This is a genomic window from Armatimonas rosea (assembly GCF_014202505.1).
Lineage (GTDB): Bacteria > Armatimonadota > Armatimonadia > Armatimonadales > Armatimonadaceae > Armatimonas > Armatimonas rosea.
This window is the reverse complement of sequence record NZ_JACHGW010000004.1, coordinates 401,639-424,088: the sequence shown is the minus strand read 5'-3', so window position 1 is coordinate 424,088 and position 22,450 is coordinate 401,639. Positions and strand designations below refer to the sequence as shown.

General features: G+C 64.0%; 19 protein-coding genes. 9 read left to right on the top strand and 10 right to left on the bottom strand.

Translation table 11 applies throughout. The features are described from left to right. Positions 1 to 55 precede the first annotated feature (55 nt). Complete coding sequence (locus HNQ39_RS21495; protein WP_184201717.1) at positions 56 to 2,476, top strand: heparinase II/III domain-containing protein; 2,421 nt, start codon at positions 56 to 58, stop codon at positions 2,474 to 2,476. 8 nt (positions 2,477 to 2,484) lie between these two features. On the opposite strand, the gene HNQ39_RS21490 is transcribed toward HNQ39_RS21495, so the two are convergent. Further along, the gene (locus tag HNQ39_RS21490; protein ID WP_221290211.1) at positions 2,485 to 5,106 is read right to left on the bottom strand and encodes a GNAT family N-acetyltransferase; all 2,622 of its coding nucleotides are present in this window, start codon (positions 5,104 to 5,106) and stop codon (positions 2,485 to 2,487) included. A gap of 130 nt (positions 5,107 to 5,236) precedes the next feature. On the opposite strand from HNQ39_RS21490, the gene HNQ39_RS21485 reads away from it, so the two are divergent. From HNQ39_RS21485 to HNQ39_RS21460, 6 genes are all read left to right on the top strand, one after another. Next, positions 5,237 to 6,130: a Gfo/Idh/MocA family protein gene (locus HNQ39_RS21485; RefSeq protein ID WP_184201711.1), complete on the top strand. Its 894-nt coding sequence runs from the start codon at positions 5,237 to 5,239 to the stop codon at positions 6,128 to 6,130. After that, positions 6,131 to 7,489, top strand: coding sequence for an aldehyde dehydrogenase family protein (locus HNQ39_RS21480; protein WP_184201708.1), 1,359 nt, complete (start codon positions 6,131 to 6,133; stop codon positions 7,487 to 7,489). 86 nt (positions 7,490 to 7,575) lie between these two features. Then, the gene (locus HNQ39_RS21475; protein WP_184201705.1) at positions 7,576 to 8,889 is read left to right on the top strand and encodes a glutamine synthetase family protein; all 1,314 of its coding nucleotides are present in this window, start codon (positions 7,576 to 7,578) and stop codon (positions 8,887 to 8,889) included. Between the two features lie 147 nt (positions 8,890 to 9,036). Then, the gene (locus HNQ39_RS21470) at positions 9,037 to 9,810 is read left to right on the top strand and encodes a glucose 1-dehydrogenase (RefSeq protein ID WP_184201702.1); all 774 of its coding nucleotides are present in this window, start codon (positions 9,037 to 9,039) and stop codon (positions 9,808 to 9,810) included. Between the two features lie 81 nt (positions 9,811 to 9,891). Further along, entirely contained in the window at positions 9,892 to 11,472 is a 1,581-nt protein-coding gene (locus tag HNQ39_RS21465) for a HEAT repeat domain-containing protein (protein WP_184201699.1), read from the top strand. Beyond that, a complete protein-coding gene (locus HNQ39_RS21460) occupies positions 11,469 to 12,269 on the top strand; it encodes a M55 family metallopeptidase (protein WP_184201696.1) in 801 nt (266 codons plus the stop codon). Before HNQ39_RS21465 ends, HNQ39_RS21460 begins: the two co-directional genes overlap by 4 nt. A gap of 89 nt (positions 12,270 to 12,358) precedes the next feature. Here the strand turns inward: HNQ39_RS21460 and HNQ39_RS21455 are convergent, their stop codons facing one another. Continuing rightward, positions 12,359 to 13,195, bottom strand: coding sequence for a phytanoyl-CoA dioxygenase family protein (locus HNQ39_RS21455; protein WP_184201693.1), 837 nt, complete (start codon positions 13,193 to 13,195; stop codon positions 12,359 to 12,361). Between the two features lie 151 nt (positions 13,196 to 13,346). Here HNQ39_RS21455 and HNQ39_RS21450 point away from each other — a divergent pair, with 151 nt between their 5' ends. Beyond that, positions 13,347 to 13,817: a YcxB family protein gene (locus HNQ39_RS21450; RefSeq protein WP_184201690.1), complete on the top strand. Its 471-nt coding sequence runs from the start codon at positions 13,347 to 13,349 to the stop codon at positions 13,815 to 13,817. 5 nt (positions 13,818 to 13,822) lie between these two features. Here HNQ39_RS21450 and HNQ39_RS21445 read toward each other — a convergent pair whose 3' ends face one another. The 7 genes from HNQ39_RS21445 to HNQ39_RS21415 all read right to left on the bottom strand — a co-directional run bounded on the left by HNQ39_RS21445 (position 13,823) and on the right by HNQ39_RS21415 (position 19,641). Continuing rightward, the gene (locus tag HNQ39_RS21445) at positions 13,823 to 14,491 is read right to left on the bottom strand and encodes a hypothetical protein (RefSeq protein ID WP_184201687.1); all 669 of its coding nucleotides are present in this window, start codon (positions 14,489 to 14,491) and stop codon (positions 13,823 to 13,825) included. Beyond that, positions 14,488 to 15,324: a shikimate dehydrogenase gene (aroE, locus tag HNQ39_RS21440; RefSeq protein ID WP_184201684.1), complete on the bottom strand. Its 837-nt coding sequence runs from the start codon at positions 15,322 to 15,324 to the stop codon at positions 14,488 to 14,490. Before aroE ends, HNQ39_RS21445 begins: the two co-directional genes overlap by 4 nt. After that, a complete protein-coding gene (locus HNQ39_RS21435; protein WP_184201681.1) occupies positions 15,321 to 16,814 on the bottom strand; it encodes a transglutaminase-like domain-containing protein in 1,494 nt (497 codons plus the stop codon). The genes aroE and HNQ39_RS21435 overlap by 4 nt, the downstream gene beginning before the upstream one ends. Positions 16,815 to 17,011: 197 nt before the next feature. Beyond that, positions 17,012 to 17,746, bottom strand: a complete 735-nt coding sequence (locus HNQ39_RS21430) for an alpha/beta hydrolase (protein ID WP_184201678.1) — start codon at positions 17,744 to 17,746, stop codon at positions 17,012 to 17,014. A gap of 113 nt (positions 17,747 to 17,859) precedes the next feature. Further along, the gene (locus tag HNQ39_RS21425; protein WP_184201675.1) at positions 17,860 to 18,405 is read right to left on the bottom strand and encodes an ankyrin repeat domain-containing protein; all 546 of its coding nucleotides are present in this window, start codon (positions 18,403 to 18,405) and stop codon (positions 17,860 to 17,862) included. A 98-nt stretch (positions 18,406 to 18,503) separates the two neighbouring features. Further along, positions 18,504 to 18,980, bottom strand: a complete 477-nt coding sequence (locus HNQ39_RS21420) for a hypothetical protein (RefSeq protein ID WP_184201672.1) — start codon at positions 18,978 to 18,980, stop codon at positions 18,504 to 18,506. A 124-nt stretch (positions 18,981 to 19,104) separates the two neighbouring features. Beyond that, positions 19,105 to 19,641 (bottom strand): chloramphenicol phosphotransferase CPT family protein, encoded by a 537-nt coding sequence (locus HNQ39_RS21415; protein ID WP_184201669.1) that lies wholly within the window; start codon positions 19,639 to 19,641, stop codon positions 19,105 to 19,107. A 29-nt stretch (positions 19,642 to 19,670) separates the two neighbouring features. Here HNQ39_RS21415 and HNQ39_RS21410 point away from each other — a divergent pair, with 29 nt between their 5' ends. Then, a complete protein-coding gene (locus HNQ39_RS21410) occupies positions 19,671 to 20,786 on the top strand; it encodes a glycoside hydrolase family 5 protein (RefSeq protein WP_184201667.1) in 1,116 nt (371 codons plus the stop codon). A 480-nt stretch (positions 20,787 to 21,266) separates the two neighbouring features. On the opposite strand, the gene HNQ39_RS21405 is transcribed toward HNQ39_RS21410, so the two are convergent. Further along, complete coding sequence (locus HNQ39_RS21405) at positions 21,267 to 22,421, bottom strand: isocitrate/isopropylmalate family dehydrogenase (protein WP_184201665.1); 1,155 nt, start codon at positions 22,419 to 22,421, stop codon at positions 21,267 to 21,269. Positions 22,422 to 22,450 lie beyond the last annotated feature (29 nt).

Sequence of the window (22,450 nt, the reverse complement as noted above, 5' to 3'; positions counted from 1 at the left end):
GCGAGCCGGGGGATGCCACGCCGGGGGATGCAAACAAGACCAGGTAAAATGCGGCATGAAGCAAGCAAGCACGCGAAGTGTTTTTCTGCCAGCGGCGCTGGTGCGGCGGGCACAGGCCAATGCGGCGAAGTTTCCCTTTGCCAAGGCAATTCGGGACCAGATTGTCGCGGCGGCGCAGCCGTGGCGCTCGCTTACCGACGAGCACCTCTACGGGCTGTTCTTTGGCAACACGATCAAGCGGAGCTGGATGGTCTGGTCCAATGGCTACTGCCCGAGCTGCAAGAAGTCCGTGCCGATGTACACGTGGAAGATGGACGCGCTTAAAGAGCCGTGGAAGGTGCGCTGTCCGCACTGTAGCGATGCGTTCCCCAAGAATGATTTTGGCGCGTTCTACAAGTCCGGCCTGGATGAGAAGGGCGTCTTTGATCCGAAGCGTGCCGACCGAAAGCTACTGGTCAACCCCGATGGCCCGCCGGGGTTTGGCGTGGATGACGGCGAGGGCTATGTCGAGGGCGACAAGCGCTGGCGCTTTATCGGGGCGTACTTAGTCTACGGGCAGTGGAAGCAGGCGGTTCACGGCGGGATTGTCGCGCTCTCAGCGGCCTACGCGGTGACCGGCGACACCCACTACGCTCACCAGGCGGGGGTCTTGCTGGCGCGGGTGGCGGAGCTCTACCCGACCCACGACTTTGGCAAAGAGGGCGTCATGTACGAAGGACCACCGCGCTCGGGCTATGTCTCCACCTGGCACGATGCCTGTGTCGAGACCCGGGAGCTGGCCCTCGCCTACGATAGGGTGCGTGAGGCGCTGGCCAAAGACAAGGCGCTGGCGGCGTTTTTGAAGAAGCCTGCGCCCGCCGACGTTCTGCGCCAGATTGAGGACGGCATCCTGCGCGACCCGCAGAAGAACCTCGATAAGATCTACTCCAACTACCCCCAGACCGAGCTGACGGTCGCGATCCTCAAGACCGTCGAGGGCTGGCCGGGAAACCGCGCGGAGATTCTCGCGCTGCTGGACAAGACCCTTGAAAAGGCGACCGCTGTGGATGGCATGACGGGGGAGAAGGGCCTGACGGGCTACTCGGTCTATGCGACCAGTGGGATCGCGACCGTGCTGGCGCTCTATGCCCGGATCGACCCGAGCTTCCTGCCGGACCTCCTGCGGCGCAACCCGCGGATTGGGGAGATGTTCCGCTTCCCGCTGGATACCTGGTGCTTGGGGCAGTTCTACCCACGGATCGGGGACTGTGGGACCTTCGCCGCACCCAGCCCGACCTACTGCGGTGTGAGCTTCTCGACCAATCCCGGCGTTGGGGCATCGATGTTCGACTTTCTCGGGCGGCTCTACGCGGCCACGGGCGAGATCGGGTTTGTGCAGGCGCTTCACCACGCCAACGGGCGCAAGACCGAGAACCTCCCGCACGATCTCTTCGCCGAGAGCCCGACTGCGTTTCAGAAGCAGGTGAGCGCAGTGATCGCCCAGTACGGCCCGACACCCAAGCTGGCGTCGGTGAATAAAAAAGAGTGGCACCTGGCGATCCTGCGCGGCGGAGCGGGAAAGCACGAGCGGGCGCTCTGGCTGGACTACGACTCGGGGGGCTACCACCACCACAGCGATGGCCTCAATCTCGGGCTCTTTGCCTATGGCCTCGACTTGCTCCCGGACTTTGGCTACCCGCCCGTGCAGTTTGGCGGCTGGGGCGCGCCCCGTGCGCTCTGGTACACGATGGCGGCGGCGCACAACACGGTAGTCGTGGACGGCAAGGACCAGAAGCGGGTCAGCGCCGCCATCACCGAGCGCGCGGGCTACGAGGGGCTCCCCGCGGGAAAGACCACCCTCTGGCGGAGCGAAAAAACCTGGCAGGCGGTTCGTGCCGAGGGCGCAGCGCTCTACGGGATCGAGTGCTACGAGCGCACGGTCGGGATGGCCGAGCTCCCCGGCGGCGGGTTCTATGTCGTCGACTTCTTCCGGGTGACAGGTGGCCAAGACCATGCCTACTTCCTGCACAGCGGCTACGGCACGGTCAGCACGCAGGGGCTGTCCCTCACGCCCGGCCCTGACTACGGCAACAAGACCCAGACCCGCGCCTTCCGCACCGACCCCACTCCCAAAAGCGGCTGGAGCGTCGTCTGGGCGCTGGACGACCGCTTCAAGACCCGCCCCAAGGACGCCCCCACGGTCCACCTCAAGCTCACCAGCCTGACCGAAAACGCCAGCGCGGGCCTCTGTGAGAGCTGGGTGGCGCCCGGAAACTACAACACCGACACCGACGGCGAGTGGATTCCGACCCTCTTGGTGCGCCGCCAAGGTGCCGCCCCGCTCGACTCGCTCTTTATCTCGGTGCTGGAGCCTTATGAGGGCGCAGGCGGCTCAAAGATTCGGCAGATTCACCGTGTTGGGGAGACTGTCGAGGTAACCCTGCGGGACGGAACTGTGCACGCTTGGGATGCGCTCTCCGGGAAGAGAGGGAGCTAGGGGGATGCCTAGCCCCGCCGGACGTAGCCCGACGGAGTGGCGACAAACCCGAAGCGCTCGGCGAGGGTGGCGAGGGCGGTGTTCTCGGGGGGGAACTGCATGGTAAGCGCGGTGACTCCCTCGGCTTCGGCAACCGTGATGAGGCTCTCCAAGAGGCGTGAGCCCATGCCGCGGCTCTGCCAGCTATCGGCGACCACGAGACGTAGCTCGGCGGTCGGGGCACCGCGCTCGCGCTCGTAGCGGGCGACTCCCAGGAGCTCTCCCGTCTGCTCCGCCTCTGCGACCAGGGCCATGACCCGGTCGTAGTCGGGGAAGAGGATATGGCGCAGGCGCTCGCGTGCCGTGCGCTCGCTCAGCGGGAGTGCCTCGCCGTAGCGCTGGAGGAGAGTCTGCTCTGAGAGGGAGCGGTGAAACGCCGTCAGCGCCGCTTCATCGTCGGGGCGAATCGGACGGAGCCGGAGCAGGGTCTGGGGGTCGAGCAGGGCGGTTGTTTCGTAGGCATGCGGGTAGGAGCGGAGCGCCACGGGTGGGCGCGTCCCCAGCACCACACGAGCATCGAGCGCCAGCAGACCGTCGGGCGATGCCAGGAGTGGGTTGATCTCGATCTCCTTTAAGAGCGGCTGGTCGGCGACCAGGCGGCTGAAGCGCACGAGGAGCTGCGCGAGCGCCGCTTCGTCCACCGGCGCGCGCCCCCGCACCCCCTTCAGCGCCGCCGCTATCCGAGGCTTCTCGATCAGGCGCGCGGCCAGCGTGGTCGTGAGCGGCGGCAGGGCGAGCGCGTGGTCTCGCTGCACCTCCACGAGCTGACCGCCCGCGCCAAAGAGCAGGACGGGGCCGAACTGCGGGTCCGACGATGCCCCAACAATCAGCTCGTAGGCATCTTTGAGGCGGATCATGGGCTGCACCGTCACCCCTAGGAAGTCCGCGGCGGGAACCCGACTCTGGATCCCAAGAAAGGCAGTCCGCACCGAGTCGGCGTCTTGCAGGTTGAGCACGACTCCGCCCACATCCGTCTTGTGGGTGATGGTCTCCGAGTGGAGTTTGAGGACGACCGGATAGCCCAGCGCGGTCGCCTGCCGTGCTGCCTCGTCGGCGCTCGCGGCGATATAGGTGGGGACGGTCGGAATGCCGTAGGCGCTGAGGAGTGCCTTGGACTCCGCCTCGGTGAGCAGTGTCCGGCCTGTGGCCGCGACCCCTGCCAGAAGCGCACGGGCAGCTACCTCCGCACCGTCGGGGAGCTCCGTACGCTCGGGGGTCTCGTAGAGGGTTTCGAGGTTCGCACTGTAGCGCCAGAGATGGTTAAAGACCCGAACCGCGTGGTCGGGGTAGGGAAAGGTGGGGATGCCAGCGGCAGCGAGGAGCCCCTCGCCCTCCAGCACCGACGCGCCGCCCATCCACGAGGCCAGCACGGGCTTACCGAGCGTCTGGGCATAGGGCACCAGCGCGGCGGCGGTCTCGGTGGGGGCGGTCATGGCCTGGGGGGTGAGCACGACCAGCAGTCCATCGCTCTGCGGGTCTTGCGCGGCTACCTCCAGCGCCTTGGCATAGCGCTCCGGCCCGGCATCTCCCAGGATATCCACGGGGTTGGCGTGGCTCCAGTGTGGCGGCAGAAACGCGCTTAGCCCCGCCTCAATCTCGGGGGAGACTGGCGCCAGCACGCCGCCGCCGCCGATCAGCGCATCGGTGGCCAGCACACCGGGTCCGCCCGCGTTGGTCACGAGGGTCAGCCGCCGTCCCTTGGGCCGCGGCTGCATCGCCAGGGTCTCGGTGAGGGCGAAGACATCCGCGAGGCGCTCCACGCGGAGCACCCCGACTTGGTCAAACGCGGCGTCGAGGACGTCATCGGAGCCGGTCAGCGCGCCCGTGTGCGACGCCGCCGCCTGGGCGCCTTGTGCCGTGCGTCCCGCCTTGATCACCAGCACCGGCTTGCAGAGCGCCGCCGCCCGCGCCGCCGCCAGAAAGCTCTGCGCCTCGCCCACAGACTCCATGTAGAGCACGATACTCTCGGTCTTATCGTCTTCGGCGAGGTAGTCGAGCACATCGGCCCAGCCGATATCGAGCATCGAGCCCAGGCTCAGGACGGCGGAGAAGCCGATCTTCTCGGTGAGCGCCCGGTCTAGGATCGCGGTGAGGAGCGCCCCGGACTGGCTGATAAAGGCGACCCGCCCTGGTGCGGCCATGGTCTGCGCAAACGTCGCGTTGAGCCCCGTATGCGGCGCCATCACCCCGAGGCAGTTGGGTCCGATCAGCCGCACGCCCCCCGCCCGCGCCGCGTGTTGCAGTGCTTGCTCCCGCGCAACCCCCTCGGGGCCGGCCTCGCGAAAGCCTGCGGAGATCACGACGGCTGCAGGGATTCCTAGCGCGCCGCACTGACGCACGACCTCGGGGACGCCGGGGGCGGGGACCGCGATCACGGCCAGCTCGACCGGGTCCGGGACGGCGTGGAGGCTGGCGTAGGACTTGACGCCCAGCACCGAGCTGCGCTTGGGATTGACTGGGAAGACCGGCCCACCAAACGGGCTCGCCAAGAGATTGGTAAGTAGCGTCCGACCGACGCTGCCAAGGGTCTCGGTGGCTCCGATAACGGCGACGGACGACGGGGTGAGAAAGGACTGAAGACGGGTATGCACGGGGGATGCTCCTTGAAAAGTGACGCTCCTTAGTATTGCGGAGGGGGGCATCTTTCACATCAACACTATGGCGGATTACAAGTTCCCCCACCTCAGAAGGATTCGGCTGGCGTGGGGTGAATCTAACGCTATGATACGAATTGGCCTTGTGGACTTTGATACGTCGCATGTGGAGGCCTTTACCCAGCGCCTCAACCATGTCGCAATCGCGGAGAGCGAGTGGGTGGACGGCGCGAAAGTGGTGGCCGGCTGCCCCGGTGACTCCAAGATCATGCCCGAGCGCATCCCCGGCTATGTCGAGAAGCTGAAAAGTTTTGGGGTCGAGCTGGTGGAGCGCCCGACAGACCTCATCGGCAAGATCGACGCGGTGATGATCGAGTCCCTGCAGGGCTCGCGGCACCTGGACCGCGCCAAGCCGTTTCTGGAGGCGGGGATCCCGACCTTTGTGGACAAGCCCTTTGCCGGGAGCCTGAAGGAGGCCGATGCGCTGCTCGCGCTGGCGCAGAAGCACAACACGCCGCTCATGAGCTGCTCCTCGCTGCGCTACGATCCCCAGATTGCTGCTGCGCTCGCCAAGCAAGCCGAGCTGGGGAAGCTTCTCTCGGTCGAGGTCTGGGGGCCGTGCGCTCTCCACGACGGCAACCCGGGCCTCCTTCACTACGGCATCCATGGGGTCGAGATGCTCTACACCCTTCTCGGACCGGGCTGTGCTGAGGTACAATCCTGGCGCACCGAACCCGGCGAGGTGCTCATGGCCCGCTGGCCAAGTGGCCATCTCTCCACCCTGCGCGGAATCCGGGCCGGGCAGTACGGCTTTGGCTTTGTCGCGCACTACGAGAAGGGCAACCTGCCGTTTACCATCACCGGCTCGGCGTACTACCGCGAGATGCTCAAGGCGATCGTCGGCATGTTCCAGACCAAGAAACTCCCCATTCCCTATGCCGAGCAGCGTGAGATCATGGCCTTTATTGAGGCTGCTGACAAGAGTGCCGCGCTCGGGGCAAAGCTCCAGAAAGTAGGCTAAGTGACCTCGCTTCCCATTATCAATCCCGCGACCGGGCAGACCATCACCACGGTTCCCGCCGGAACGGCCCAAGACATCGACCGCGCCGTCCAAAGTGCGCAAGCCGCCTTCGATGGTGCGTGGGGGCAGTCTGTGCCCCGCGACCGAACCGCTGCTCTCCAGAAGCTCGCCGCCGCCATGCGTGAGAACGCCGAGGAGCTGGCGCAGCTGGAGTGCGCCAATGTCGGCAAGCCTATCGGCTCCGCACGGGGGGAGATCGGCTACGCCGCTCGGGTGCTGGACTACTACGCCGGCCTGGCGTCTACGGCACGCGGCGAGACGGTCGGGCTCTCCGGCGGGCTGGGACTGACCCTGCGGGAGCCGCTCGGGGTCTGTGGCCTGATTGTCCCGTGGAACTTCCCGCTAGTCATCACGCTCTGGAAGCTCGCGCCGGCCCTGGCGATGGGCAATACCGCCGTGATCAAGCCCGCGGAGTGGACCCCGCTCACGGTGCTCAAGCTCGCTGAGCTCGCCAAAGATATCTTGCCCGAAGGCGTCCTTAACGTGGTCACGGGCACCGGCGCCGAGGCGGGCGCGGCGCTCGTGGCACATCCGGGCGTTCGAAAAATCTCCTTCACCGGCTCGACCAGCACCGGCCGCACGATCATGGCGTCGGCGGCACAGACTGTCAAACGTGTTTCGTTGGAGCTGGGCGGAAAGTCGGCGAGCATTGTCTTTGCCGATGCGGACCTAGACAAAGCCGCGGGCTCGGTGATGAGTGTCTTTGACAACACGGGGCAGGACTGCTGCGCCCGGAGCCGCTACCTGGTAGAAAAATCCCTCTACGCCGCGTTTGTGGAGCGCTTTGTCGAGAACTCCAAGAAGCTCGTCGTGGGCGATCCGCTCGCCGACGGCACGGACCTGGGGCCGCTGGTCGCCGCCGCGCACCGGGAGCGGGTTCATGGCTTTGTGGAGCGCGCGGGAGTCAAGCCGCTGATCGGGGGCGAGAAGCTCGACGGTCCCGGCTGCTTCTACGGCCCGACTGTCTTCACCGGAATTGCTCCCGATGCCGAGCTGGCCCAAGCCGAGGTCTTCGGCCCGGTCGTCACCATCCTGCCCTTCACCGATGAAGCCGAGGCGATCGCGCTCGCCAATGGGACGCTCTACGGGCTCTCCGGCTCGCTCTGGACCACCGACGCCGCCCGTGCGATGCGGGTCGCGCGTGCGGTGCGAACCGGAGCGCTCTCCGTGAACTCGTCGAGCAGTGTCCACCTGGAGCTGCCCTTCGGCGGCTACGGCCAGAGCGGTCTCGGGCGCGAGCTGGGACCACAGGCACTCGATGCCTACAGCGAGGTAAAAAGCGTCTACTGGGCGCAGTAAAGCTCTCCCCCTTCCTTCGTAGGCGGAACGCCGGAAAATCGAAGGAAGGGGGCCGGGGGGATGGATGTAAAGACGGGGATGGATGTATGACACGAGAAGAACTGGAACGAAAAGTCGCGACCGACGAGATCGACACGGTGCTGGCCGTGATGCCCGATCTCTACGGCCGCCTGCTGGGAAAGCGCCTCACGGGGCACTACTTTCTTGAGCACGTGATCGACGATGGCATGCATGTCTGTGACTACTTGCTGGCCTGCGATATGGAGATGGACCCGGTTCCGGGCTATGCCTTCACCAACTGGGAGCGCGGCTACGGCGACCTGCATGTCCACCCCGACCTGAGCACCCTGCGTCGCGCCGCCTGGCTGGAGAAGACTGCCATCGTCCTCTGCGATGCCCATGCGAGCATCGCTCCCCGGACCATGCTCCAGGCCCAGATCGACAAGCTCAAGGCACGCGGCCTGAAGGCGATGGGTGGCACCGAGATCGAGCTGTATGTCTTCGACGAGAGCTACGACGCGCTCCGGGAGAAGCACTACGCCGCCCCCAAGACAGCGGGACGCTATATCGAGGACTACCATATCTTCCAGGGCACGAAAGAAGAGGCGCTGGTCGGGGCGATCCGGCGCGCGCTCGATGCCAGCGAGGTGCCGATTGAGTCCAGCAAGGGCGAGTGGGGCCCGGGTCAGCAGGAGATCAACCTCCTCTTCTGTGAGGCGCTGGAGCAGGCGGACCGCAATGCGCTCTACAAGCACGCCGCCAAGGAGATCGCCTGGCAGCAAGGCAAGGCCGTGACCTTCATGGCCAAGTGGGACGAGACCCTGGCTGGCTCGAGCATGCACGTTCACCTCTCGCTCTGGAACCAGGATGGCACCAATGCCTTCTCCGACGAGACCTTCTTCCTGAACTTTCTCGGGGGGATGATGCACCACGCGCGGGCGATCACGGCGTTCTTTGCGCCCAATGTCGCCAGCTACAAGCGCTACCAGGCGGGCTCGTTTGCCCCGACCAGTATCGCCTGGTGCCGTGACAACCGCACCGCCGGCTTCCGCGTGGTCGGCGCGGGCAAGTCCCTGCGGATCGAGTGCCGCATCCCCGGTGCCGATGCCAACCCGTACCTGGTCTACGCCGCCCTGATCGCTGCGGGCCTCGATGGGGTGGACAATTCCATCGCCCCGCCACCGCTCTTTGAAGGCGATGTCTACGAGGCACAAGACCTCCCACGCGTCCCCGCCTACCTTCGGGAAGCCATCCATGAGTTCGAGAAGAGTGACTTCCCCGCCCGCGCCTTTGGCCCGGAGATCGTCACCCACTACTCCCACTTCTGGCGCACCGAGCAGCGCAAGTTCGATGAGGTGGTCACCGACTGGGAGAAGAAGCGCTTCTTCGAGCGGATTTAATCGCGGAGCCCCTCATGAACGAGGGGCACTCGCTTCGCTTCTGGCGTCCCGCCACGATGTCGCGGAGCGACTTTGTGGCCAAAGGCCAGTAGGGCGAAGCCCGGAGCCCGCCTCGTTCCTGAGGCCCGGGGAAGAAAGGTTTGAGAGATGCGTTTAGCAGGAAAAGTAGCGCTGATTACCGGCGCGGGTTCAGGAATTGGGCGGCAAGCCGCCCTCCGTTTTGCCCAAGAGGGCGCGAAGATCGTCGTGGTGGACCTGAATCTGGCCGCCGCCGAGGAGACGGTCGGACTGGTGAAGAAGCAAGGCGGGGAGGCGATTGCCACCCGTGCCGATGTCTCCAAAGCCGCCGACTCCGCCGCGATGGTCGCCCTCGCTGAGGAGACCTACGGGGCGCTCCACATTCTCTTCAACAACGCGGGCATCTCCCACGCCGACGACGACAACGCGGAGACGACCGAGGAGAGTGTCTGGGACCTGACCTTCGACGTGAATGTCAAGGGGGTCTTCTTTGGGTGCAAGTACGGCATCCCCGCGATCCGGCGGGCGGGTGGCGGCTCGATCATCAATACGGCGTCGTTTGTGGCCGTCCTCGGGGCCGCGACTCCCCAGCTTGCCTACACGGCCAGCAAGGGGGCGGTGCTCTCCATGACCCGTGAGCTGGCGACCATCCATGCCCGTGAGGGAATCCGGGTCAATGCCCTCTGCCCCGGCCCGCTCCGCACCGAGCTGCTGATGAAGTACCTCAACACGGAGGAGAAGCGCCAGCGCCGCCTCGTGCACATCCCCATGGGCCGCTTCGGGGAGGCCGTCGAGATCGCCAACGCCGCCCTCTTCCTCGCCTCCGACGAGGCGTCGTTCACCACCGGCGCGACCTTCCTGGTGGACGGTGGCATCACGGCGGCGTACGTCACGCCGGAATAACGGGCAACGTTTCACAGACGGGCGGCTAAAGCGGCCCGCTGTTGCGGCAAGACCCATGAATGGGCCTGGGAGGGAGTTCCTATGGATAGTTGGGGGGCGCCACAAAAGGAACACTGGTCGGCAAATCGCCGGTTTGTCTTGCGCGTTGAGGCTGGGAAGGATGCCTATGTCCTCTCTCTGCACCAGTGTGATGGGGTTCGTCTGTGGAGCATTCCCAGCCCCCAGCGCTCCGCCCCGATCCGGGCGCTGGTTCGCGACGATGGTAAGTATGTCGTGCTCTGTGACTGCCACGGTGGAACGGGCTATGGCTATGTCTTGGCGTTTCTGGGACCAGGAGGGAAGCTCCTACGGCGCTACACGCTGGAGGAGATTCTCACCCAAGACCAGATTCTGAGAGCGGGCCACTCCATATCCTCGATCCAGTGGGTCTCCCACGAGCACTTCACGTTTCTCGAACAGGGAGCGACCTTGGGCTTTGTCGGCAACACGCTGGGGGAGACGTTCGTTTACTCCGTTGCGACGGGAGGGCCTGTTCCGCTAACTCCGCCCCGTCTCCAGGCACTCCGGAGTATGTTGGTCTTCGTTGCTCGACGACGCCTGGCCGACGTCAGAGAGCGCCCCTATGCTCTCTGGCAGATCGGTCGCTACCGCTTGGGGGAGCTTCTTCCCGAGGTGCGTCGTGCGCTCCAAACCACCGGTGAGGAGCAGACGGCCGCGCTGGGAGCGCTGGCAGTGCTTCGGCCAGCGGAGGCCATCCCCCTCGTCTTGAAGCTCGTGCCAAAGCACACCCAGGTGGGGCAACTCGCGTGTTTAGCCGCGCTGGAGAGTATCGACAAAGACGAGTATCTTTTCACAGACCCACCCCGAAAGGTTCCCGAAGCGAAGCAGATTCTTGCGGCATGGCACCAGCTGGAGCAGCACAAAAATAAAGTAATCCACGACGAAGCCCTAAAGGCGCTCTGTGAACGGGAGGAGCCTTCGTATTTACTTGCTCATCCCGAACTCCTGCATCATTCCAACGAAGATGTGCGGTATATATACATCCGTAACCTTGCGGAGCGTGGGGGGAAACCGGCAATCCCTCTCCTCAAGAAAGCACTCGCAGACACCTATAGTGTCAGCCAAGTCTGGGCCTTTCGTGGGCTTGTTAAGTACCAGCCTGCCGATCTCCTGGCAATCTGTAGACGAGGGACGCTCGATCCGAAGTGTGGCTACTACGCTGAGGCACAGACCGAGCTGGCAGCGGCGCGTGATCCTAAAGCTACCCACTGGTTAATCGAGCGCGTGAAGGTGGTCTATCCGTACTGGGGAGATGAGCCCTACCAGATGATTGCGCGTCAACAGCGTGTTGAGTTTGCTCCGGCGTTAAGAATCGCTTGGAAGCAGGTTGGTAACAACACTATCGTGACTGGTAGAGCTATTGTGGGAGCGCTTGCTGCGTTGGGAGATCGGGCGGCTCAGGATCAGCTCTACAAAGACCTCACACGGGGGGAAGCGCTGGATCGTGCTACCTCCATTGACTTTGCAGCCATTGTCCGGGAGCCTCGTGCGTATCCGGTTCTGAAAGCGGCACGGAAGGATCGCGATCCCATGGTTCGGGAGGCGGCAGAGAAAGCGCTTCAGGAGTGGGAGAGACCATCGAACGGGAGTGCGCCTTTGTGATTGTCTGGATTTGCACCGATATGGAGGGGCTCGCGGGGGTGGATCACTGGGACCAGTGCTATCATCCCGATGATAATGCGCCGGAGTATCTCTATGGTCGTGAGCAACTCACGGCGGACACCAACGCGGCGATTGCGGGGGCGTTTGATGCGGGCGCGACTGAGGTGCGTGTCGTGGATGGGCATGGGCGCAACCGCAACCAGGGCTTCACGGCGGCACTCGACCCACGGGCGACCCGCTGCTGGATCGCGAGCCGCAAGCCGGTGCGCTGGGAGGGCCTGGATGCGAGCGTCCATTGTGTCGCGATGGTCGGGCAGCACGCGATGGCGGGGACACTCCACGGGTTTCTCGACCACACGCAGGTTCCTAAGGAGCTGTGCCGCTTCTCGGTGAATGGCGTGGAGTACGGCGAGCTAGGCCAGCTGGCGCTCTACGCGGGGGCATTTGGGGTTCCCTTGGTCTACGTCAGCGGCGACGAGGCTTGCTGCGCGGAAGTCAAGCGGCAGTTTCCCCACGCGCGGACCACGCCCACCAAGCGCGGCACGGGCTGGGAGACCTGTGAGCTATATGCGGTCGAGGAGGTGCGTGCGGCGATTCGGCGCGAGATTGCTGCGGCAGTGAAAGGTGCCAAAGAAGCTCCTTCCTTTGCGCTCCCCCTGCCGCTGACAGTTACGGTGGAGTGGGCCTACTCCGCGCGGGCGGATCGCCTCGCGAAGGCCACGGGAGTAGAGAGGGTCGATGCACGCACGGTCGCCTGGCAGCTCACCGACCCCCTCGATATCTTCACCTGGCCGTAGACTCTCCTCGTCTCCCCTCCCTTCGTCCCAACGAAGTTGGGTTTCAAGCGAAGGGAGGGGCCCGGGGGTGCCAATACGGGGAGGGATACCTACGGCTTGAGCACCACGCCATTCTCCATCACGGTGGGGAAGAAGTCGCCCTTGAGCTCCTCGCCGGGCTGGACCGTGATATGGTGCTCGACCAGGTGCTCACGGCCGGGCTCTTTCTCGTAGCGGGTCCAGCCGGGCATATAGTGGACCGCAATCGCCGGGCGGGGGCGCTCGGTGCGGTTGACCGGCGCGCCGTGCCAGGTGAGGCAGTGGTGGAAGACCACGCCGCCGGCCTTCACGGGCTGGGAGACCACCTTGACGCTCTCACCCTCGGGGATCCACTCTGGCTTGTAGTCCGGGCCCCAGACATGGGGATCGCTCTCGTCGGTGATGGTGCCGATCGTGCCGCCGTTCTTCGGCCCCCACTTGTGGCTTCCGGTCACCATGCTCATACAGCCATTGGCCTCGTCGGCGTCTTCAAGCGCGACCCAGGCGCTCACCAGATCGGCGGGCTGGATGATTGGCCAGTAGGGGTGGTCCTGGTGCCAGGTGGTCGGGCCGCCGACGAGCGCGGGCTTCTCCTGCATCTGGTCGTGCCAGACCCGCACGGTGTCGGTCCCGATCAGCTGGGCGACCATCTGGACAATCTTCTCGTTGTAGAGGTGCCGCCGAAACGCCTCCTCCGCCTGGAACATATTGACAATCTGGGTGACCACGAAGCCCTTCTCTTTCCCCCAGGAAATATTGCGGTTGGACTCGGCGGCCTGTGGTGAGCTTCCTGCCTTGCAGCGGGCGAGCGCATCACGGAGCTCGGCGGTCTGCTCCGGGGTTAGCACCAGCCCGTAGTTCAAGTAGCCGTTTTCGCGGAAAGACGCGACCTGTTCTTCAGTGAGCATGGTGTTAGTATGCAGGAAATTGGCGGGTCTGTCTAGCCTTTTCCCCTGGCGTTTGTCCCCCCGGTTGGAGCGGGGGGACTAGAGAGCGCCGCGAGCTCCGCGAAAATTTCTCGCTACTCTGGCGCGAGTCTTGCAAACGCTACCTAGCAGAATGACGATAACCTATAGCCTTCGCGAAGACGATATCCTCACCTGGAACGAGCGTGTTGACCGGACCCGGCCACAGTCCGCGTCGAAGTGGTGGTGGCTGGTCGCGGCGGGAGCGCTCTCGGCGGGCTTGGGGGCCTGGCAGTCCCCGGCGTTCTTTTTCTGGCTCGCGGTGGGAGCACTGGTGCTCGCCCTCCAGCCGGAGAAGAAGATCCCGGAAGAGGTGCTGGGAGTGCGCAGTGTGACACTGGAAGTCGATGGAATTCGGGTGCACTCACCGCGCCACCGACGGCTGATCTTCTGGGCTGCCTGCCAGCCGTTTGAAGAGGACGAGCACAACCTCTACCTGCCCTTCGATCCCCAGGGGGTGCTGATCATTCCTCGGCGTGCCTTCCCGACCCCGGAGGCCTGTGCGGCATTTCGGCAGGAGCTGATCCGCAACAGTGTCTGGGGGATTCGGCAGGCGGTGGGCTAGGCGCTCTAGAGCCGCTGGCGCTGGCCCTGCGGAACCTCAACATAGGGAAAGAGGAGCCAGTAGGGAACCAGCTCGAGCCCGCCTTGATCGCCGGGCTCGGCTAGGCAGGGGAGCACCGAGCTGGTGAGGTAGCCCGATGCTAGAAGGCCCGGGTGAACAAACAGATCGCAGCAGTACACGGTCGAGCCGTCGGTTAGGGAGTGCGGGAGCTTGACACGGCGGTAGCGGCGTCTGCGCTCCCGGCTAGGGGTCTTCTCCGCCCAGCGCTGGGCGAGGTACTGCATGTACTCCGCGTCGCTGGCAACCTCGTTCTGGAAGCTGATGAGCACCTGGCAGGGCTGCGCCTGGGAGCCGGGGCGGTAGAGCGAGTCGCTGGCACGGACGAGATAGCCGTTGACGCGCTGGCCGGTCTCGGCGATCTCCCGGACACGCCGTGCGAGCCACCGGTCGCGCTGGCGCGTGAGGAGCTGCCAGCACCCCCAGCACCCCAGCCAGATCCCCAAGGGAAAAAGCGGCGCAGCGAACAGCCGCCGCCAGAGGAGCGCGGTGGCCACCCCCAGGAGCAGTGTTAGGAGGCCACCGACGATAGCCAGCATCCCCCAGACAGGTCGGCGATCCGGGACATGTTTTTCGTCGTCGAGAAAGGTCAGAAAGCGATCGTTGAGGTTGTTCATCGTTGGTATTGGAGCTGCACAGCCTTGCGCATGATCTCGGTGGGGGGATCGTAGCCGGTCCACCGACGAAACGAGATGGCACCTTGCTGGACCAGCATCTCAAGGCCATTCTGGGTGTCGCAGCCCCAGCGGTTGGCGCGTCTTAGGAGCTGGGTCTGGCGTGGGTTGTAGATCAAGTCCATCACCGAGAGCCCACGGTGGAAGGAGTCGTCGGTGAGCGGCGGACAGTCGCTGTCGTTGGGATACATCCCGATACTGGTGGTATTGACCAGGAGGGAGGCGCTCTTCAGGGCGGTGCGGAGGGGCGTCTCTTCCAGAGGCAAGACTGCGTGGGCACCGAAGCGCTCAGCGAGCTCCTCGGCGCGTGCCAGGGTCCGGTTGGCGATGGAGACGCGCACCCCGCTCTGGACCAGGGCATCCACGACTGCCCGTGCACTGCCCCCCGCGCCCAGCACGACCGCCTCACTGCCAGGCTCGGGGGAGGAGGGAAGCGCTTCAAGAAAGCCAGGACCGTCGGTTGAGTCTCCCCAGAGCTGGCCGTCGTTCCAGAAGAGCGTGTTGACCGCCCCTAGGCGTGCGGCCCGCTCGGTGAGGCCATCGAGGAACTCCCCGACCTTCTCTTTATGGGGGACTGTCACATTGACCCCCACGAGCCCCAGCGCACGCACCCCCGCGACCGCCGCTTTTAGATCGTCCGGGGCGACCGCGAAGGGGACATAGACATAGTCCAGCTCCAGGGCCTGGAAGGCGGCGTTGTGCATGGCGGGCGACGCAGAGTGCTTGACCGGCCACCCCCAGACTGCACAGACCTTGGTTGTCCCGTGGAGGGTCACTCGCGCACCTCAACGACCTTGATGCTGTAGCGGCCCATATCCGCGGCGATACTGCTCACATCGGTGATCTCGCCCTCGGTGAGCTTGAGGTGCGTGGCATCGGCAAAGGGCGCACCCCAGGTCACCTCCAGCGCCACCCAGAGGTCGTTGCCGCTTGCATCCGTGCCCACCCAGACCTCGGGCCAGGCGTGGTAGAGAAAGAGCCCATTGGCATAGGCGACTCCGGTGCACTGCTTGGTCGGGAGCCCCACGGCACGGGCGAGTGTGGTGAAGTAGGTGGTGTAGTCCCGGCAGACCCCGCGCGGGTCCTTGCGAATGTCGTTGGCGGTGCGGACCGCGAGGATGCTCGGGTCGGCCTTGATGGTCTTGTAGGTGTGCTCGGCGAGGAGCTGCGCCACGCGAGCGGCATCGGTCTGGCTCCCGATCACCTTGCGGGCAAGGGCCACAAACGACGCGTCCTCGCTGGGGACGTACTCGGTCGCCTTGAGATAGCGCCGGAGCCGCTCGGGTGCCTGGCTGGGCTGGGCAAAGAGCTTCACGGTCGGTGTCGTGGGCAAGAGCGGGGGCGTGACCGTCACCTTGAGGGTCTTCTCGCCCTTCTCCGCTCCGGCGACCGGGAGCTCCTCCCAGCGCTGGACCGAGTCACTGGGGGGCAGCGGGCGAGTTACGTGCCCCAGCTCGTAGACCGCGTGGTGGGAGGTGCGGGCAACCTTCTCCAGCGATACTCCCGTGGGGCGTGTGCCGATACTGTCTGCCAAGTCGACACTCTTGCCCTCCGGGGCGAGCGCGGCCTCTTTGGGAAGCCGCCGAATCTCGATCCCCAGCGCGACCTGGGCCAGTAAGATCTCCCCTTCGTCATCGACATAGACCGTGGACGGAACGGGACCAACCGCCTGAATCTTGTAAGCTGAGACCGTCCGGTTCGCCACGACAATCGGCTCTTTCTCCCCAACCACGGTCTCCATGTCCACGAGGGTCTGGGTGTCGGGGGAGAAGGTCTTGCCCTTGGAGCGGGTGCCAGGAACCGGCTTGCTTCCGGGCATGTCGGAGGGGTCGCGGAGGAAGACCTCGCCGGGCTTGAGGCGCAGGGTCCCGGACTTCTTGGTGCCCTGGATCTCGGCGGTAAAGCTCACGGAGTCCTTGGTGTAGGTCGCCTTGACCTCGGTCACGCGCCCTGATGCCTCGGTGCGGGTCTCCTCCGCGAGGGTCGCGCCGGTCTTGGGGTCGAGGTAGACCACCTCCGACGTGGTGATATTGCCGTTCGCGCCCAGCATCTTGATGTTCATCGCCGAGCGCGCCGTGAGCTTGGTGGAGGGCTTGCCTTTGTAGCGTGCCTTGCTGTCGAGCTCCTGGTGCAGGTGGCCTAGCTTGGTGTCTTTGAGGAAGATTCCGAAGTAGAGTCCGCCGCCTGTCTCGGTCGGGCGGGGCGCCTGTGCCAGGCTGGGCAGGGTGAGCAAGAGAGCAAAAAGAGCCGCGACAAATCGGTGCATGCGCTATTTTACCGCCTGATCCGCCCCAGTTGGATCGCCCCCGTGGGAGGGGGGCGTCTTGCTATCGTCGCAGGCTCCGACACGAAGGCCTCCGGCCATACCCCCGAATAAACTCAGGATTATGGGCGAAGCCCTTTGTGTCCGAGGCACGAGGACTGCAAGACGCCCCGCTCCAACCGCGGCGATCTCACGGAGTTCTACGGAAAGAAGAACTTGAGCGCGTCTTGGATGTGGAGGTCCCAGTACTCCCAGGTGTGTGCGCCGGGGAACTCCTCGTACTCGTGGGGGATGCCCTGCTCGGTCAGGAACTTGGTGAAGGCGCGGTTGTCCTCCAGTAAGAAATCCTCGGTGCCGCAGTCGATCCGAAGCTGGGGGAGTGTCCCCGCGGCCTGGTTCTTCTCGGCGAGGGCGTAGAGATCGCAGTCGCCGCCCTTGTAGTCGTCCCCGACAATCCGCTTGAACTCCGGGGTTCGGGCATCGTCCCAGTTCGGGTCCTTGTGCCCAAAGCCCACCGCGCCCGAGAGGCTATGCGCCGCCCGGAAGCGCTCCGGGTAGGCCAGTGCCAGCCGCGCCGCCCCGTAGCCGCCCATCGAGAGCCCCGCGATCACGCGACCGTCGCGGGTGGCTTGGGTCGGGAAGGTCTTGTCGATCCGGTCCACCAGCTCCTCGCCGATTGCTTTTCCGTAGGCGTAGCCCTCCGCGGCATCGGCGTAGAAGCCCCGGCCACCATCGGGCATGACCACGATCAGCGGGAGGTTGGCGACATAGCGCTCGATCGCCGTGCGCCGTAGCCAGATCGTGTGGTTGTCGGAGAGGCCGTGGAGGAGATAGAGCACGGGGAAGGGACCGACGCCGGTCTCGGGTAGCAAGACATAGGCCGCCGTCTGCTTGCCGAGTGCCTGCGAGAAGTAGTGGTAGTCGAGAAATGCCATGTGGTTATTCTACCTGACAGGCATCGCATCCCCCCGGCGGACATCCCCCCGCTCGCACGGCTCGCGACCCCCTTCGCTTGAAACCCTCGTTCCGAGGGACGAAGGGGGAGAGGTCACCAGCGGGCTCCGGCCTCACGCAATAGGCGAACGCAGTCATCGTGCTTGTAGCGGATCGCCACCGAGAGCGCTGTGTCTCCGTCGCCGTCGCGGTAGCCCGTCCGTGCGCCACGTCGCAGAAGCTCGCGCACCATCTCCGTATGGCCGTACTGCGCTGCCTTCATGAGAAGGGAGTTGCCATGAGTATCGACGACATCCGGGCCGCCTGTGAGCACCGTGCGGAGCCACTCCACACTGCCATTTCGCGCGGCTTTGTGGCACATCTCATCGCCAGATTCCCAGATCATCGTGCCGAAGAAACCGATTGGCATGAAGACGATCAGCGCCAAAAACAGTCCAAACCAGCGCTTGTGGCACGCTCCGTTCAGTAGCCAAACGCCGAGCAAGAGCGCCAAGGGGAATGCAAGAAGCGACGCTATATAGATAACTTGAATGAGCGCGACGGGGAATACTTGAAGCGAAATTAAGAGCGGGACTACCATCAGAATGGTTAGGATCACGGTCCTGACAAGCTGTTTGGGTGGTTTGTCCGTTGGTTTCATGGGGTGATTTTCGGCGTTTTCATCGTTTTTCATCCGGGCGCATAAATGGGCCCGCTGGTGCGGCAAGACCGATAAATCGGCCTGAGGGGTGTGATGATCTATGATGGGTTGGTATGTATTGTAGTGTGGATCATTTTGTAGATCGCATGGAGCCCCCGAGATTCTAGCCATTCCTCGCATTGGGGATTGTCGTAGAAGCCACAAAACGCGGAGAAATCATAGTGGCAGAAGTGCAGAAGATAGCCACGTTCGATGCCACGGTTGAAGTCGGGAAACTCACCGTCGTAGAGGAGTCGGGAGAATTTTTGCAGGCTGGCAATATCGAGGGGGATATCGGTACGCACTCTCTGTTCGGGATCGGAGAGGTCATCGGAGCGCGACCAGTGGCAGGTGTGTTCGTCGGGAAACAGCAGGAGGTATTCGAAATGGTAGCCGTGGGCCCTTGTCCAAAGTGAGACTGCGGCACAGTATCCTTCCTCTAGGATCGTGCGCCGACGAAAGTACCGGGGCTTCTCGGTCATGAGATAGAGATTTTCGTAGAGGTTCCTGATATCGACACCGAGCTCCTCTTTCACGGTTTGCAATTTGTCCCCGAGGCGTAAGGCACTCTCTCGATCTGTCTGAAATAACTCTGTGATTCGTTGTGAAACGGGTGACAAAGGCGTCTCCCAGGGAAAAGGTGCTTGGAGCATCAAAGGACTACCTCTCGGGGTTTTCTTGGACAGGGCGTGCCTGCCAAGCGGTGATGATACGGGCGGCGTTTTCGGGGGCGGGCTGGGTGGAGTCAATCTCGATATCGTAGGGGAAATAGGTGTGGGTGACGGCGAAGTCCTTGCGCGCATCGCCGAGGGGGCGGTCGCCGCGGACGCGCTCCCGGCGCTCTAGCTCATCGAGCGGGCAGTGCACTCCCACAAAGAAGACCTCAAAGGGGGCGAGAACTTCGAAGAGCCGCTCGGGGTAGTCATTCGGGGCGAGGATATGCTCGATAAGGAGATTGTTTCCCGCCTCCGCGAGCGCGGGGAGCGTCCGGTAGAAACCCTCGAAGAGCTGGGGACGGAGGGTCTGGCGGTCGAACTCACCGCTGCGGACACGGTCCCAGGGGATGATCCCTAGCTCGCGGTAGTGGTCGAGACTCAGGTACCAGAACAGCTCGGGGAGCGCGGCTTGGAGCGCCCGGCAGAGGGTTGTCTTGCCGGAGCTCGATGCGCCATTGACCAGAATTATCTTGCCCTGCATGGTGTATGGTATACCTGTAAAAGCACCCCATGAACAGACAACTCTCTCTCCTCAGCCTCGCTTTTCTCCTCACACTTCCCGTCCGTGCACTCGCGCAGCTTCCCACGCCCACCTACGGGTGGAACCTGGGAAACACGATGGAGCCGCCCAGTGGAGTCGGAACCTGGGGAGGCAAGCCGAGCGCGGCGCTGATCCAGTCGGTGGCGCGGGCGGGGTTCAATACCGTGCGGGTTCCCTGCGCCTGGGACAGCCACGCCGACAAGACGACCCACAAGATCGATCCGGGCTACCTGGCACAGGTGAAGCAAGTCGTGGACTGGTGCCTGGCGCAGCGCCTGCACGTGATTATCAACGCCCACTGGGACGGTGGCTGGCTGGAGAACAAGCTCACAGGGACGGTCGATCCGGCCATCGACACGAAGATGAAGGCGTACTGGACCCAGATCGCGCAGGCCTTCGCCGGCTACGACAGCCGTCTTCTCTTTGCCGGTGCCAACGAGCCCAATGTCGATTCCCCCGCCAAGATGGCCGAGCTCCTCACCTACTACCAGACCTTTGTGGACTCCGTGCGCGCCACGGGCGGCAAGAACACGTCGCGCTGGCTGATTGTCTCCGGCCCCAGTACCGATATTGAGAAGACCAACAAGCTCATGGATGCCTTGCCCAAGGACCCCACCAAGGGCCGGCTGATGGTGGAGGTGCACTACTACACGCCGTACCAGTTCTGCTTGATGTCCAAAGACGAGTCCTGGGGCAAGATGGCCTATTTTTGGGGAAAAGACTACCGCTCGACCGCGCTGCCGGAGCGCAATGCGACCTTCGCCGACGAGGCGGGGATGGACGCGCTCTTCAAGTCGATGCACGAGAAGTTTGTCCGCAAGGGGATTCCCGTGCTTCTCGGAGAGTTCCGCGCCGACCGACGCCTGAACAACCCGGAACTGAAGGGGATCGAGCGGGAGCGGCACCTCGCCTCGACCACGTACTGGAACCGAACGGTGGTCCAGACCGCGCACCGCTATAAAATCGCCCCGATCTTCTGGGACACCCCCGGCCATCTCTTTGACTTTACGACTGGAGCCGTCCTCGATAAAGACACCATTCGCGCCCTCACCGGCGGCCCCGCGCTTCCGCCCCCGAAACCGTAGCGCGGTGTCCTGACCCACGGGGCTTGCTCACCGATGCGGAAGACGCTGTAGCTGGAAAATAACAACGACCACCATTGCGAGAACGATCGCGGAGACAACGGTGTGATTTTCGGAGTGGAGGCTTACCGAATCAGGGATTGTTTTGTGACGGACTTTTAGAAGAAGCCGCCAGAGCCACCACGTGACGTAGGGCGCAGCTCCAAAGACCGTAAGCGCCCAGCACAGAGCCAGTCCGCCTATTTTCCAAAGTGGTGTTAGCGGTTGCCCAAGAAGCACCAAGTACACCCCCAGCGGGAGAACCACACTGAGGACCGTGGCTATACTATCCGGGAGCTCGTACCGCTCGTATTGGGTTGGCTCTTTACTCATTTGCGTCTCGTAATGGGAAGGCCCGCCATCGCAACGAGGCCCCTTTAGGGGTCTTGCCGCAACAGCGGGCCGCTTTAGCCGCCCGTCGGATATCCGCCCGGACGCCCGGAATTATAAAGCCGCGATGATCGCGTCGGCCATCTCGGCGGTGCCGACCGCGGTCGGGTCGTTGCGGTCGGGCTTCATGTCGTAGGTGACATGGGTGCCATCGGCGATTACCTTCTCGATAGCGGCCTCCAGGCGTGCGGCGGCGGCGTCTTCCTTCAGGTACTTGAGCATCAGGTAGCCCGAGAGGATCAGCGCGGTCGGGTTGACCTTGTTCTGGCCCTTGTACTTGGGCGCGGAGCCGTGGGTCGCCTCAAAGAGCGCACAGTCCGCACCGATATTGGCGCCAGGTGCCACACCCAGGCCACCGACAAGGCCCGCGCCCAGGTCGGAGAGGATGTCGCCGTAGAGGTTGGGCATCACCAGGATGTCGTAGTTCTCGGGCTTCTGCACGAGCTGCATACACATCGCATCGACCAGCCACTCGTCGTAGACAATCCCCGCGCCCTTGCCCGCACAGTCGGCCATGGTGGGATCGGGCTGTGCAGCGGCGGGAGTGCCGGGTGCAAAGGTCGCACCGTAGGCAGCGGCCACTTCACGTGCCACCTTGTAGAACAGACCGTCGGTGTACTTCATGATGTTGGCCTTGCAGACCGCGGTCACTTTCTTCCGGTTGTTCTCGATGGCGTAGTCGAAGGCGATCTTGATGATGCGGCGGATTCCCTCGACCGAGAACGGCTTGATGGAGATCGCCGAGCCCGGCTTGATCTTGCCACCGGCCATGTCGATGATGGTCTGCGCCTCGGGGCTACCCAGGTCGTACTCGACACCGGCGTAGAGGTCCTCGGTGTTCTCGCGGACAATCACGATGTCGATGTTCTCGTAGCGGCTGCGGACACCCTTGTAGCTCTTACAGGGGCGGATACAGGCATAGAGATCGAGCTCTTTGCGCAGGGCCACGTTGACCGAGCGGAAGCCGGTACCGATGGGGGTCGTGATGGGCCCCTTGAGCGCCACCTTGTTCTTGCGGCAGGACTCCAGAACATTCTCGGGAAGCGGCGTCCCCGCCGTCTCCATGATATCCACACCGGCCTCGACCACGTCCCAGTTAAACGACGACCCACTGGTCGCCACGGCGGCCTCTAGTACCCGACGGGTTGCCTCAACCAGCTCAGGGCCGGTCCCATCTCCACGAATCAGTGTCACATTATGAACTGCCACAATTTGCTCCTAAAAAGTTTCGTTGCTCG